Origin of the sequence: Thermoactinospora rubra (assembly GCF_002093975.1) — a bacterium.
GTDB lineage: Bacteria > Actinomycetota > Actinomycetes > Streptosporangiales > Streptosporangiaceae > Nonomuraea > Nonomuraea rubra_A.
On sequence record NZ_MSZZ01000045.1, the window covers coordinates 18,885 to 32,708 of the forward strand.

Genomic DNA, 13,824 nt, shown 5'->3' on the forward strand with positions numbered 1-13,824 from the left:
TAACCCCTCACAAACCCCCCGCCTCTTGGCTTGGCGGCACCATTGCCGGACGCCTGCCTGGAGGCACGATGAAAGCAGCGCCCAAGGCCGCCGCGCTGAGCCAGAGTGAGCTCACCGCCCGCGCGGCCCGCGCCCTGCCGGAGACCGATCCGGTGCTCTACGCCCTGCTGGACGCCGAGGTGCGCTACCAGAACGACACGCTGGCCATGGTCGCCCACGCCAGCCTCGCCGACCCGTCGGTGCTGGCCTGCGGGGCGGCGGCGCTGTCGAACGTGACGGCGGAAGGGTATCCGGGTGACCGCTACCATCCCGGCTGCGCCTGGCTGGACGAGGTCGAGTCGCTGGCGGTCGACCGGGCCAAGGCCGCCTTCCGCGCCCGCTACGCCAACGTCCAGCCGCACTCCTGCTCCTCGGCGAACCTGGCCGTGCTCTTCGCCCTGCTGCGGCCCGGCGACCCGGTGCTGGGGCTGGACCTGGACGCGGGCGGGCATCTCACGCACGGCTCGCCGGCCTCGGTGGTCGGCCGCTACTTCACGCCCGTGGCGTACGGGGTCGGGCCCGGCGGGCTCATCGACTACGACCAGGTCCGCGACCTGGCCCTCCGCCACCGGCCGAAGGTGCTCATCGCGGGGGCGAGCGCGTATCCCCGCACGCTGGACTACGCCGCCTTCCGCGCGATCGCCGACGAGGCGGGCGCCTACCTGCTGGCCGACATCTCGCACATCGCCGGGCTGGTGGCCGGGGGCGTGCACCCCAGCCCGATCGACCACGCCCACATCACCACCACCAGCACCTACAAGCAGCTCGGCGGCCCGCGCGGCGGCCTCATCCTGATGGGCCGCGACAGCGAGTCCAGGCAAGACCTGGTGAAGCTGATGCAGCGCGCGGTCTTCCCCCGCAGCCAGGGCACGCTCAACCCGGCGGGCGTGGCGGCCAAGGCGCGCGCGCTGGACCTGGTGGCCAGGCCGGAGTTCGCCGCGCTGGCCCGCCGGATCGCCGCCGACGCCGCCGCGCTGGCGGACGCCCTGGCCGGCAACGGCCACCGGGTGGTGACCGGCGGCACCGACACCCACATGGTGCTGCTGGACCTGAGCGGGCACGGCCTCACCGGTGCCGCCGCCGAGCAGGCGCTCGAGAGCTGCGGCATCCTGGCCAACCGCAACCGCGTGCCCGGTGACCGGCTGCCCGCCCGCGTGACGAGCGGGCTGCGGCTCGGCACCAACATCCTGGCCCAGCGGGGCCTCACTCCCGAGGACATGCACCGCTGCGCGGACCTGGTGTGCCGGGTCCTCAAAGCCACCAAGGCGCTGCCGGGCACCGGGTTCGAGGTGGACCCGGGCGTCCGCGCACAGGTCAGCGCCGAGGTGGCCGACCTGTGCGCGGCCTTCCCGATCTCCGCCTACGCGGGCTGACCGCCGTTCATGGCCGCCAGGGCGCGGGCGACCTCCTCGTCGGACATCTGCTCCACCCGGCGCAGCAGGTCGTCCTCCCCGGCGGCCAGCTCGTCGACGCGCCGGGCCAGCGCCTCCACCGTCGGGGCGGCGAAGAAGTCTTCCATCGGCAAGTCGACGCCGTACTCCTCGCGGATCGCGGCGAGGATCCTGGTGGCGAGCAGGGAGTGGCCGCCCACGAGGAAGAAGTTGTCCGCGCGGCCCACGGGACGCCCGCCCAGCAGGCGCTCCCAGCAGTGGGCCAGCCACCGCTCCGTGGGCGTCGCCGGAGGTTCGGGCCCGGGTTCGTCGCCCTGCGGATCCATGGCCGCCAGCAGCGCCCGGCGGTCCACCTTGCCGCTGGTGGTGAGCGGGAACTCCGGCACGACCCGGATCCGCGACGGCACCATGTGGCCGGGCAGCGCCGCGGCGGCCGCGGCGAGCAGGTCGCGCTCGGCCGTACCCGGGGCCGCGCGGACGAACGCGACCAGCCTGGCGTCGCCCTCGCCGCGCTCGTCCACCATGGCGACCGCGTCGGTGACGTCGGGGTGGGCGGTGAGCGCCGCCTCCACCTCGCCCAGCTCCACCCGGAACCCGCGCAGCTTGACCTGGTGGTCGCGCCGGCCGTGGAAGCGGAACACGCCGTCGGCTCCGTAGGAGGCCACGTCGCCGGTGCGGTAGAGCCGCCGCCCCAGCGGGCCGGTGACGAAGCGCTCGGCCGTCAGCTCCGGCCGGTTGACGTAGCCGTCGGCCAGCCCCGCCCCGCCCAGGTAGAGCTCGCCCAGGACGCCGGGGGGCACCGGCCGCATGCGCTCGTCCAGCACGTAGGCGGTCGTGTTCGGCAGCGGTGTGCCGATGGGCGGCGTCCCGCCCGGGCTGACGCGGTGCGCCAGGGACCACACCGTCGCCTCCGTGGGGCCGTAGAGGTTCCACACCTCGGGAACCCGCTCGCACAACTCGCTCGCGAGCCGCGCGGTCATCGCCTCGCCGCCGCACAGCGCCCTGCGCACGTTCCCGCCGGTCCAGCCCGCGTCGATGAGCATGCGGAAGGTGGCGGGCGTGCCGTGAAGCACGGTGACTCCCTGCTCCTCCAGGAGCGCGCGGAGCCGTACGCCGTCCCTGGCCGTGGCGCGGTCGGCCACGACCACGCGGGCTCCGACGGTGAGCGGCAGCAGCAGCTCGTCGGCGGCGATGTCGAAGGTCAGCGCCGTCAGCGCGACGACCGAGTCCTCCCGCCGCATGAGGCCCAGCTCGGCCATGCCGGCCAGGAAGTTGCCCAGCGCGCGGTGCCCCACCCGCACGCCCTTGGGCGTGCCGGTCGAGCCCGAGGTGTAGATCACGTAGGCGGGGTCCTCCAGGGCGGGCCGCCGCGCCACCGGCTCGCGGGAGGCCGCGCGCACCTCCGGACCGTCCGGCTGGAGGCCCCCTTCCCCGAGCACCAGCCCGGCTCCGCTGTCGGCCAGCATGAACTCCACGCGCGACGCCGGATAGGAGGGGTCGAGCGGGAGGTAGGCGGAGCCGGACTTGATGACGCCCAGCAGCGCGGGCACCAGGGCGTGGGTGCGGTCCACGGCCAGGCCGACCACCGTGCCCGGCCCGCCGCCGGCCTCCAGTACGGCATGCGCCACCTGGTTCGACCACTCCTCCAGCTCCCGGTAGGTGAGGCCGCGGTCGCCGTGGACCACCGCGACCCGGTCGGGCTCGGCCGCGACCACCTCGCCGACGAGGTCCAGCACCCCCCGGTACGGCAGGCGCGGCCCGGCCGGGCGGTCCCAGGCCGCCATGACGCGGGCCCGTTCCGCCTCCTCCAGGGGCGAGAAGTCGCCGACGGGCCGGTCGGGGGAGGCGGCGAAGAAGCGGGCGGCCGCCTGGAACGCCCCGGCCAGCTGTTCGGCGGTGCCCCTGTCGTACAGGTCGGTGTTGTAGGTCAGGCGGCAGGCCAGGGTGTCGCCCGACTGCCGTACGGCGAAGTGGAGGTCGAGCCACGCGGTGCCGTTGGCCACGCCGGACACCTCGGCCGTCAGGCCGGGCGCCAGCTCCACCGGGCCGCCGCCGACCGCCTCCATGCTGAACAGCACCTGGTAGAGGGGGTTCCGGTCGGCGTCGCGTGCCCGGCCGAGCCCGCGTACCAGATGGTCGAAGGGCACCTCCTGGTGGTCCAGGCCGTCGTGCAGCTCCCGCGACACGCGGTCGAGCAGCTCGCGGAAGGGCGGATCGCCGGAGGCGTCCAGGCGGAGCGGCACGGTGGTGGCGAACGGCCCGATGAGCGGCTCGACCTCCGCCCGCAGGCGCCCGCTCAGCACGACGCCGAGCACGGCGTCCGGCTCGCCGCTGTAGCGGGCGAGGGCGACGTGCAGGGCCGCCAGCAGCACGGCGAAGACGGTCGTTCCGCGGGCGCGGGCCAGCTCGCCCAGAGGCGGCAGGTCGAAGGTCACCGTGTCGCCGCGGAAGGTCTGGACGGCGGGCCTGGGCCGGTCGGGGGCCACCGCGCAGGGCGGGGCGTCGCCGAGCCGGTCGCGCCAGAACGCCACCAGCGTCTCCAGCCGTTCCGGCGTCAGGCGCTCGCGCTGCCAGGCGGCGAAGTCGGCGTACTGCACGGGCAGCGGGGGCGGCGGCCCCGCTGCCGGGTCCAGCGCCGCCCGCAGCTCCTTGAGCAGCACGTCGACCGAGAAGCCGTCCGCCACCGCGTGGTGCGCGATCCACACCAGCACGTGGTCGTGCTCGTCCAGCCGGAGCAGAGCCGTGCGCACCAGCGGGCCGCGTGACAGGTCGAACCGCTCCGCGGCCAGCTCGGCGGCCCGGGCGTAGGCAGCGGCCTCGCCGGGCACCTGCTCGATCGGGAGCGGTATCCGCAGCTCGGGCGCGGTGACCTGCCACAGCTCGCCGTCGTCGGCCGCCTCCAGGTGGCTGCGGAGCACCTCGTGCCTGGCCACGACGGCGTCGAGCCCGGCGCGCAGGCGCGCCACGTCGAGCGGGCCGCGCAGCCGCAACGCGAACGGCACCAGGTAGGCGGCCTCGCCCGCGGCCAGCTTGTCGAGGAACCACTGCTGGCCCTGGGCGTAGGAGGCGGGCGACCGGCCGCCGGGGCGGGGCCGCGGCACGAGCCCGGCGGGACCCCACGCGGGCACGGCGCCCCTGGCCCGTTCGAGCAGGGCCGCCCGCCGCTCGGGCGAGAGCGCCGCCCACCGCTTGACCAGGTCGCCGCTCACGACAGCTCACCCGCCAGGCGCTCGGCGACGATGCCGGCGACGGCATCGGGCTGGTGCTTGCAGAAGTAGTGGCCGCCGCCCTCGATCACCGACAGCGTGGCCGCCGCGCCGTACCTGGCCCAGTCGAGGTAGCGCGTCTCGTACCCCTCGGTCGCCGGGTCGGCCGAGCCCACCAGGCAGTGGATGGGGCCGGACAGCTTGGGCGGCGGGCCGTCGCGCTCGGCCAGGTAGACCTGGAGCATCTCGGTCAGGTCGTGGCGGACCACGCGCAGGATGCCCGCGATGTCGTCGTCGGCGAGCGCGCCGTCGAAGCCGCCCAGCCGCCGCATGTGCGCGAGCAGGTCGTCCTGCGACCGCTCGGTCAGCATCTTCATGGACGCCTCGGGGTCGGGATCGGGCAGCGCCGCGCCCATGAACGTGGCCAGCACGGGGACGCCCAGATCCTCCAGGCGGCGCGCCAGCAGCAGGGTCGCCGCCGTGCCCGCGCACTGCCCGTAGAGGGCGACGGGTCCGGCGACGCGGTCGCGGATCTCCTCGGCGCAGCGGGCCGCGACCTCGGTGATGGGCGCCAGCGGCCGGGGGTCGGCCAGGTCGTGCCCCGGCAGGTCCACCGACCACAGGGCGAACCGTTCCGGCAGCGCGTCGGCGAGCGGCTGGTAGGCCACGGCGTTGCCCCCGCCGTACGGCACGCAGATGAGGTTGACCTCGACCTGGTCGCGCTCGGGCGTGAGGCGGTGCAGCATGTCGCCCTCGCCCTCCTCGGACCTGGTCGCCAGGTGGGCGGCGAGTGCCGCCACGGTCGGGTGGCGGAAGACGGCGATCACCGGCAGCCCGGGATCGATGAGCCGGGCCACCCGCACCGCCTTGAACGAGTCCCCGCCCAGCGCGAAGAAGTCGTCACCCCGGTTGATCTCGGTGCGGCCGAGCACCTGCCGCCAGGCGTCGGCCACCCGTACCTCCAGCGGCCCCACCGGCGGGTCCGTGACCGCGGCCTGCCGTTCAGCCGACTCGTGCCGGGCCAGCCGGGCGCGGTCCACCTTGCCGTTGGGGCTGAGCGGGAACTCCGGCAGCACCGTGAAGACCGCGGGCACCATGTAGGCGGGCAGCCGCTCGGCCAGGTGGCGGCGCACGTCCTCCACGTCCACGGCGGTCTCGGCCAGCAGGTAGGCGGCCAGTTGCCGGTCGCCCGCCGCGTCGGTGCGTGCCATGACCACCGCGTCGGCGACGTCGGGGTGGGCGCGCAGCGCCGTCTCGACCTCGCCCGCTTCGACGCGCAGCCCGTTGACCTTCAGCATGAAGTCCCTGCGCCCGATCAGTTCGATCACGCCGTCGGGACGCCACCTGGCCAGGTCGCCCGTGCGGTAAATGATCTTGTTGCGCCAGGTCACGAACTTCTCCGCGGTCAGGTCGGGCCGGCCGAAGTAGCCCTTGCCGACCCCGACACCGCCGAGGTAGAGCTCGCCCGGCACGCCGACGGGCAGCACCTGCCGGTTGTCGTCCAGGATGTAGGCCTCCTGGTTGGCCATCGGCCTGCCGTACGGCAGGGCGGTCCAGGCGGGGTCGACCTCGCCGACCTCGTAGACGATCGAGTGGATGGACGCCTCGGTCGCGCCGCCCAGGTTGACGAACCGCAGGCCGGGGGCGAGCGCCCGCAGCCTGTCCGGGGCGCGCACGGGCACCCAGTCGCCGCCGAGCAGCGCCAGCCGCAGCGTCGCCACGCTGGTGTCGATGCTCTGCTCCGCGTGGTCGAGCAGCAGGTCCAGCAGGGCGGGCGCGGAGTTCCAGACGGTGACGCCGTGCTCGTCGATCAGCTCGGCCCAGTGCGCGGGGTCGCGGGCCAGCTCGGGGTCGGGCAGGATCACCGTGCCGCCCGCGCCGGGCACGCCGAGCAGCTCGTACACCGACATGTCGAAGCTCGTCGAGGACAGCGCGAGCACGCTGTCGCCGGGGCCGACGCCGAACCTGGTGTTGAGGTCCAGCAGGTTGTTGACGACGCCGCGGTGCCGCAGCACCACGCCCTTCGGCGTTCCGGTGGAGCCCGAGGTGTAGATCACGTAGCACACGTCCTCGGGCGTCACGCCGCTGTCCGGGCGGGTGTCGTCGCCGTCCGCCGCCATGCCGTCCTCGCCCAGCACGACGACGGCGGCCCGGGTGGCGGGCAGCCGCTCGGCCAGCTCGGCGGTCGTCACCAGCACCGGCGTGTCGGCGTCGTCCAGCACGAACTCGATCCGGGAGCGTGGGTAGGCCGGATCGATGGGCACGAACGCGCCGCCCGCCTTCAGCACGCCGAGGACCGCCACCAGGTAGCCGATGGTCCGCGGCAGGTGCAGCGCGACGAGCGTGCCGGGTCCCACCCCGAGCGCCGCCAGACGGTGCGCCAGGCGGTTGGCCGCCCGGTCCAGGTCGCGGAAGCTGTACCGCTCGCCGCCCGCGACCACCGCCGTGGCGTCCGGCCGTTCGTCGGCTTGCCGCTCCAGAAGGTGGTGGAGGCACTGCCGGTACGGCAGAGCCGCGGCGGTGTCGTTCCACTCGCGGGTGATCCGGTCGAGCTCGGCGGGCGGCAGCAGGTCCAGGCGGCTGACCGGCGTGCCTGGGTCGCGCAGCGCGTCCAGCAGCAGCACGCGGTAGCAGTCCAGCATCCTGCGCACCGTGTCCTCGTCGAACAGGGCTGTGTCGTACTGCACGTGCACCCGCACGCCGTGGTCGTAGGTCCTGACGCTGACCAGCAGGTCGTACTTGCTCGTCCCGGTGTCCAGGTCGTCGATCATGCGGACGTCCAGGCCGGGCAGGCGCAGGACGCCGTCGGGCGTGTTGTCCTGCTGGAACATGATCGAGACCAGCGGCGGCCTGCTCGGGTCGCGCACCGGCCGCAGCCGCTCCACGATCAGGTCGAAGGGCGTGTCGGCGTGCGCGTCGGCGCTCAGCACGGCCTCCCTGACCCGGCCGAGCAGCTCGGCGAACGACGGGTCGCCCGAGACGTCGGCGCGGATCACCAGGGTGTTGATGAAGAAGCCGACCAGGCCCGCCACCGCGTCGCTCTCGCGTCCCAGCGCCGTGGTGCCGACCGCGATGTCGTGCTCGCCGGTGTAGCGCGACAGCAGCGCCACGAACCCCGCGAGCAGCACCATGAACGGCGAGGCGCCCTCGGCCGCGCACAGCGCCCGCGTCGCGGCCACCGCCTCCTGGGGCAGCCACGTGACGGTCTCGGCGCCCTGGTTGGAGGCCGTGGCGGGCCGCAGCCGGTCGCCGGGCACGTCGATCTCGGGCAGACCGCGCAGCCGTTCATCCCAGAAGCGCAGCCCCTCGGCCAGGTCGCCGCCGGCCAGCCGCTCCCGCTGCCACAGCGCGTAGTCGATGTAGGTGACCGGCAACGCGGGGAGCCGCGGCTCGCGGCCCTGGCTCAGCGCCGTGTAGCACTCGGCCAGCTCCCGCATGAACACGCCCATGGACCACTGGTCGCAGGCGATGTGGTGGATGTCGAGCGCCAGCAGGTGGTCCTGGGGGCCCAGCCGTACCGCGGTGGCCCGCATGACGGGGCCGTCGACCAGGTCGAACGGCTGCCGCAGGCTCGCCATGACCAGGTCCATGGCGGCGCGCTCGCGCTCGGGCTCGGGGCGGTCGTCCACCGCGGCCAGGCGCAGGACCGGCTCCGGCACCGGGCCGACCACCTGCACCGGCTCGCCGTCCCGCTCCGGGTAGACGGTCCGCAGGACGGCGTGCCTGTCGATGAGCAGCCGCAGCGACTCGCGCAACGCGTCCAGGTCCAGGGGCCCGCCGATCCGGTGCACGACGGGCACGTTGTAGGCGACCGTCCCGGCGTCCATCTGGTGGACGAACCACAACCGCCGCTGCGCGTACGACAACGGCGCCGGTCCGTTCCCTCCCCGGGGGACGGGTCCGCGCCGCGCCCGCCGCAGGGCCGCGAGCAGCTCCCGACGCTGCGGCGACAGCGCACCGATACGGTCGGTCACTTCCGACATGCCACACCTCGCTTCAGACGGTTGACGCGGTGACCGTAGGAAGGGGGAGTGATCCGGTGGTTACGCATAACCCTCCGCTAACCGCCATGGCGGACGGTGCAGGCTCAAGCCAAGCGACCGTGCGGGGGTCCGATGTACGACGTCATCGTGGTGGGAGCGCGCTGCGCGGGAGCGAGCACGGCGCTGCTCCTGGCCAGGGCCGGGTACCGCGTGCTGGTGCTGGAGCGGGCCCGCAGGGGCACCGACAAGCTCTCGACGCTCTACATCCACCAGCCCGGCGTGGCCCTGCTCGCCCGGTGGGGGGTGCTCGACGCCGTCACCGCCACCGGCTGTCCGCCGCTGAGAAGGCAGACCTACACCGTCGCCGACGTGCGCATCGAGGGGCCGGGGCCGCAGGTGGACGGCGACCGCGCCGCCTACGCGCCGCGGCGCCACCTGCTGGACGCGATCCTGTCCGACGCCGCCGCCGAGGCCGGAGCCACCGTACGGCACGGCTGCACGGTTCACGGCCTGCTGTGGGACGGCGACCGGGTGGCGGGTGTGCGCTACCGCGACACGGCGGGCAAGGCGGTGAGCGAGCGGGCCGCGCTGGTGGTGGGGGCCGACGGCATGCGCTCGACGGTGGCCCGCCTCGCCGGCGCCGCCGAGTACGCCGTCCACGAGCGGCTCACCTGCGCCTACTACACCTACTGGGAGGGGGTCAGCGCCGGGTTCGAGCAGTACCAGCGCGAGGGCCAGTGGGTGGGCGCCATCCCGACCAACGACGGCCAGGTGCTGGTCGCCGCGTACTTCCGGCAACGTGAGTTCGACCGGATCAGGGGCGAGGCCGTCACCGCCTATCTGGCCAACGTCAGGGGCACCGCGCCCGCCCTCTACGAGAGGCTGCGCGACGCGGTGCAGACCGAGCGCCTCTACGGCACCGGCGACCAGCGCAACTTTCTGCGCACCGCGAGCGGCCCCGGCTGGGTGCTCGTCGGCGACGCCGGGCACCACAAGGACTCGCTGACCGCCCGCGGCATCACCGACGCGTTCCTCCAGGCCGACCTGCTGGCCGCGTGCCTGGCGCAGGCGCCGGGGCTGGACGCCGCCCTGACCGCCTACCGGGCGCGTCGCGACGGCCTGCTCATGACCAACTACCGCTCCACCCTGTCGGTCGCCCGGCTGGACGTGGCGGAGGAGCGGCTACGGATGCTGCGCCTGATCCAGCACTCGCCGTCGCTCACCGAACGCTACTTCGCGGCCACGGCCGGGCTGCTCGATCCCGCCGACCTGCTCACCGATCTGGAGCCCGCCCTTTAGGAGGAAGCCATGACCGAGACCGAACTGCACGGCGACGCCGACATGTACACCCGCCCCGTGCTGGCGATCTATGACCCGATCGCGCTGGGCATGGTGTGCCCGCTCGCCTGGCGCTGCCCGCGCCGCTACATGCTGGCCTTCTACAACCGCAACATCCGGGGCACGCACCTGGACGTGGGGCCCGGCTCGGGCTACTTCCTGGACAAGTGCCGCTTCCCCGTGGCCAAGCCGTCGATCACCCTGGTGGACCTCAACGAGCTGGTGCTGGCCACCGTCACCCGCCGGATCGCCCGCTACCGCCCGGTCTCGTTCGTCCGCGACGCGCTGCACCCGCTGGACCTGGGGGAGCGGCGCTTTGAGTCGGCTGCCGTGATGAACGTCCTGCACTGCCTGCCGGGCACCATGGAGCAGAAGGTCGTGGCGCTGGAGAACGTCCTGCCGTACGTCGAGCCGGGCGGGCGGATCTTCGGCAGCACGGTGCTCGGCAAGGGCGTGGACCTGTCGCGGTTCGGCCACTGGATGATGCGGCAGTACAACGCGGCGGGGTCCTTCCGCAACGCCGACGACACGCTGGAGGCGCTGGACGCCGAGCTGTCGCGACGCTTCGCCAAGCACCGGCTGCAGGTCAAGGGCGCGATGGCCTTCTTCGAGATCGACGTGTAGCGCTCACTCGGCCGCCACCAGCTCGGTCAGCGCGACGCACACCGCGGTGACGCGCTCGTTCCTGTCCGGGTCGGCCAGCAGCGCGGCGGTGAAGCCCGCGATGGTCGGCTCGGTCAGCACCAGCCGGAGCGGCACCTCCACGCCGAACATCTCGCTCAGGCGGGCGGCGATCTTCGTGGCGGCCAGCGAGTCGCCGCCCAGCCTGAAGAAGTGCTCCTGCCGCCCGACCTCGGGCAGGCCCAGCAGCTCGCACCAGACCGCCGCGACCGTCTCCTCCACCGGCCCCTGCGGGGGAGTGACCTCCTGCTCGCGTTCGACGGGCTCCCGCGACAGCGCCAGGCGGTCCACCTTGCCGTTGCCGGTGAGCGGCAGGCTGTCGCGCACCTTGACGACCTCCGGCACCATCGGTGCGGGCAGGAGGGCGGCCACGTGGGCGTGCAGCTCCTCGGCCGTGACCTTCCGCGCCACGGCGTGCGCGACGAGCCTCTTGGGTTCGGCGACCACCGCCACCGCGCGCTCCACCGCCGGGTGGCTCGCCAGCGCCGCCTCGATCTCGCCCAGCTCGATCCGGTGGCCGTTGATCTTCACCTGGAAGTCGGTGCGGCCGAGGATCTCGATCGAGCCGTCGGGCAGGTAGCGGCCCAGGTCGCCGGAGGCGTAGACGCGCTCCTCCTCGCCCGGCAGCGGGAAGAACTTGGCCGCGGTCAGCTCCGGGTTACGCCAGTACCCCCGCGCGAGGCCCACCTCGCTGGCGATGTGGATCTCGCCGGGCACCCAGGTGGGGCGATGGGCCAGCCGCTCGTCGAGGACGTGGTAGCGCTGGTTGGCCATCGGCTTGCCGTACGGGATGCTGGGCAGGGTGGTGTCCACCTCGCCCAGCGGATTGATGACGGACCAGACGCAGGTCTCGGTGGGGCCGCCGGAGGCGACGACGCGGGTGTGCGGGGCCAGGGCGCGCAGCCGGTCGGGCAGGTCCACCGGGATGAAGTCGCCGGCCAGGATCACGGTGCGCAGGGGGTCGAGCGGCGCTCCCAGGTTGACCACCATCTCCATCAGCGCGGGCACCGAGTTCCAGAACGTGACGCCCTCCCCGGCGACCAGCTCGGCCCAGTGGGCGGGGTCGGGATGCTCCGACGGGCGGGGCACGACGACGGTGCCGCCCGCGGCCACCATGCCGAACACGTCGTAGACCGACAGGTCGAAGTGCAGGCCGGACACCGCGATGCAGCGGTCTGCCGGGCCGATGCCGAAACGGCCGTTGATGTCGGCGATGGTGTTCATCGCGCCGCGATGGTCCACCATCACGCCCTTGGGCTCGCCGGTCGAACCCGAGGTGTAGATGACGTAGGCCAGGTCGGTGGGCCGCTGGACGGGCTCCAGCGGAGCCGGGTCCACCTCGTCGAAGTCCGACTCCACGCGGAGCGTGCGCACGCCGTCGGGCCAGGCCAGGCCGGCCTGGGCGGCGGTGGTCAGCGCGATGGCGACCTCGCCGTGGGCCAGGAGACGGCGCAGCCGCTCGGCGGGGACGGCCGGGTCGACGGGCAGGTAGGCGGCGCCGGAGGCGAGCACGCCGTGCGCGGCCACCACCTGCTGCCAGCCCTTCTCCGCGACGATGGCCACCAGCGTGTTGGGCCGGGCGCCCAGCTCCCGCAGCCGCCGCCCGATCTGGTTGACGCGGCGGGAGAACTCGGCGTAGTCGAGCCGGGCCGTGTGGTCGACGATCGCGGTGTGCCCCGGGCGGGTCGCGGCGTGCTCGGCGACGGCCTCGTGCAGGAGCTTGTCGGGGACGGGCGCGGCCGTGGAGTTGACGGCCCGCCGTACCGCCATCTGGTGCTCGGGCACCAGGTCGAACCGCGGCGCGCGCCAGGCGTCGGCGTCGTCGGCCAGGCGGTCGAGCAGGCCCACGTAGGCGGAAAACATGTCGGCGACCAGGTCGGGCGGGAACGCCTCGTCGATGGAGTCCCAGCTCATCCGCAGCTCGCCGGCCGCCTCGGAGATCTGGAAGTCCAGCGTGACCTGCGGGGTCTGGGTACTGGTGTACACCGACTCGCCCAGGGCGGTGTGCAGGTGCCGGGGCGGCTGTCCCAGCAGGCTCGTCACCACGATGGGGAAGGCGGCACGCGAGACCGATCCGCTCCTGGCGGCCAGCTCGCGCATCACGCGCACGCCGTTGAAGTGGCGGTGCTCCAGGTCGTGCCACATCTGGCGCTGGATGGCCTTGGCCCGCTCCTCGAAGACGCCGTCGGTCTTGGTGACGGCCAGCAGCGAGGTGGTGGTGAAGTCGCCGATCACCTGGTCGATGTCGGGGTGCAGAGGCAGCCGGTTGAACAGCGGCAGGTTGACGGTGAACCGGTCGGAGGCGCTCCACGTGCGCAGGACCTCGGCGAACACGGCCACCAGCAGCCCGGTCGGGGTGAGCGAGGCCGCGGTCGCCCGCTTCTTCAGGTCGGTCCAGCGGTTGGCGGCCACGCGGTGCTCGCGCCGGGTGAAGCGCACCGGGCCGTCGGGCCTGCGCCTGGCCTGGGGCAGGTCGGGCGCGGGCGGCAGGTCGTCCAGCCGGGCGAGCCAGTAGTCGCGGGCCTTCAGGTAGCGCGGATCGGACTCCTGCGCGCGGGCCACCTCCAGCACGTAGTCGCGGAAGGTCAGCCCGGGGGCGGGCGGGTCGGCGTCCGGGTCCTCGTAGAAGGCGACCAGGTCGGGGACGAGCACCTGGAAGTAGCTCCACGCGTCCGCGATGAGCAGGTCCAGCCCGAAGTGGATGCGGGTGCGCCCGCCCGGCAGGAGCGTGAGCCGTACGTCCCACAGCGGGTAGGCGTCGGCGGGCGGCACGCGGTGCGCCAGTTCCTCCCGCACCTGCAGCGCCCGCGTCTCGGCCGCCTCGCGGTCGAGCCCGCGCAGGTCGAGCAGCGGGATCTCGTAGGGCGGCGGGTCCTGCACGACCCGCTGCGTCGCGTCGGGGAGGATGACGGTGCGCAGCGAGTCGTGGCGGTCGACGACGCGTTGCCAGGCCCGCCGGAACCGCGCCACGTCCAGGTCGCCGCTCTCCCACTCCCAGTAGCCGTGGCAGCCGACGCCGCCCAGCTCCACGGCGTCCCCACGGCCGATCCAGTACGCCTGCTGGATGTCCGTCAGCGGAAACGGGTCATATCTCGTCATGAGCCGATGCTCAGGACCGGCGGTTAGGCGCAGGTTACGGCGTAACCGGGGCTTAATCCCCCCTGCCTGAACTGGGGTCATGGATAC

General features: G+C 73.8%; 6 protein-coding genes and 2 pseudogenes. 3 read left to right on the forward strand and 5 right to left on the reverse strand.

The features are described 5' to 3' along the window. Positions 1–68: 68 nt before the first annotated feature. The gene (locus BSB02_RS30225; protein ID WP_084964066.1) at positions 69–1,412 is read left to right on the forward strand and encodes a serine hydroxymethyltransferase; all 1,344 of its coding nucleotides are present in this window, start codon (positions 69–71) and stop codon (positions 1,410–1,412) included. Here the strand turns inward: BSB02_RS30225 and BSB02_RS30230 are convergent. Both BSB02_RS30230 and BSB02_RS30235 read right to left on the reverse strand, forming a co-directional pair. After that, positions 1,400–4,639 carry a non-ribosomal peptide synthetase gene (locus BSB02_RS30230; protein WP_084964068.1) on the reverse strand — a complete coding sequence of 1,080 codons (3,240 nt, stop codon included), beginning with the start codon at positions 4,637–4,639 and terminating at the stop codon, positions 1,400–1,402. The two genes, BSB02_RS30225 and BSB02_RS30230, sit on opposite strands and share 13 nt — an antisense overlap. Further along, entirely contained in the window at positions 4,636–8,610 is a 3,975-nt protein-coding gene (locus tag BSB02_RS30235) for a non-ribosomal peptide synthetase (RefSeq protein WP_158088765.1), read from the reverse strand. The genes BSB02_RS30230 and BSB02_RS30235 overlap by 4 nt, the downstream gene beginning before the upstream one ends. A 141-nt stretch (positions 8,611–8,751) precedes the next feature. Between BSB02_RS30235 and BSB02_RS30240 the strand changes: the two genes are divergently transcribed. Together BSB02_RS30240 and BSB02_RS30245 are read left to right on the forward strand one after the other, a co-directional pair. After that, on the forward strand, positions 8,752–9,918 hold the full coding sequence (locus tag BSB02_RS30240; protein WP_084964072.1) for an NAD(P)/FAD-dependent oxidoreductase: 1,167 nt from the start codon (positions 8,752–8,754) through the stop codon (positions 9,916–9,918). Positions 9,919–9,927: 9 nt separating this feature from the next. Next, positions 9,928–10,581: a class I SAM-dependent methyltransferase gene (locus tag BSB02_RS30245; protein WP_206184970.1), complete on the forward strand. Its 654-nt coding sequence runs from the start codon at positions 9,928–9,930 to the stop codon at positions 10,579–10,581. 3 nt (positions 10,582–10,584) lie between these two features. On the opposite strand, the gene BSB02_RS43885 is transcribed toward BSB02_RS30245, so the two are convergent. From BSB02_RS43885 to BSB02_RS43895, 3 genes and pseudogenes are all read right to left on the reverse strand, one after another. Continuing rightward, positions 10,585–11,169: a phosphopantetheine-binding protein gene (locus tag BSB02_RS43885; RefSeq protein ID WP_476756188.1), complete on the reverse strand. Its 585-nt coding sequence runs from the start codon at positions 11,167–11,169 to the stop codon at positions 10,585–10,587. Beyond that, a pseudogene (locus tag BSB02_RS43890) lies at positions 11,146–12,408 on the reverse strand (amino acid adenylation domain-containing protein); the annotation flags it as partial. The gene BSB02_RS43885 and the pseudogene BSB02_RS43890, both read right to left, overlap by 24 nt. Before the next feature lie 54 nt (positions 12,409–12,462). Continuing rightward, positions 12,463–13,818, reverse strand: a pseudogene (locus tag BSB02_RS43895) (condensation domain-containing protein); the annotation flags it as partial. Positions 13,819–13,824: the final 6 nt, after the last annotated feature.

Bases quoted from the DNA above. Each gene is read 5' to 3' on its own strand.
- BSB02_RS30225 (WP_084964066.1), top strand. From the start codon at position 69: ATGAAAGCAGCGCCCAAGGCCGCCGCGCTGAGCCAGAGTGAGCTCACC.
- BSB02_RS30240 (WP_084964072.1), top strand. From the start codon at position 8,752: ATGTACGACGTCATCGTGGTGGGAGCGCGCTGCGCGGGAGCGAGCACG.
- BSB02_RS30245 (WP_206184970.1), top strand. From the start codon at position 9,928: ATGACCGAGACCGAACTGCACGGCGACGCCGACATGTACACCCGCCCC.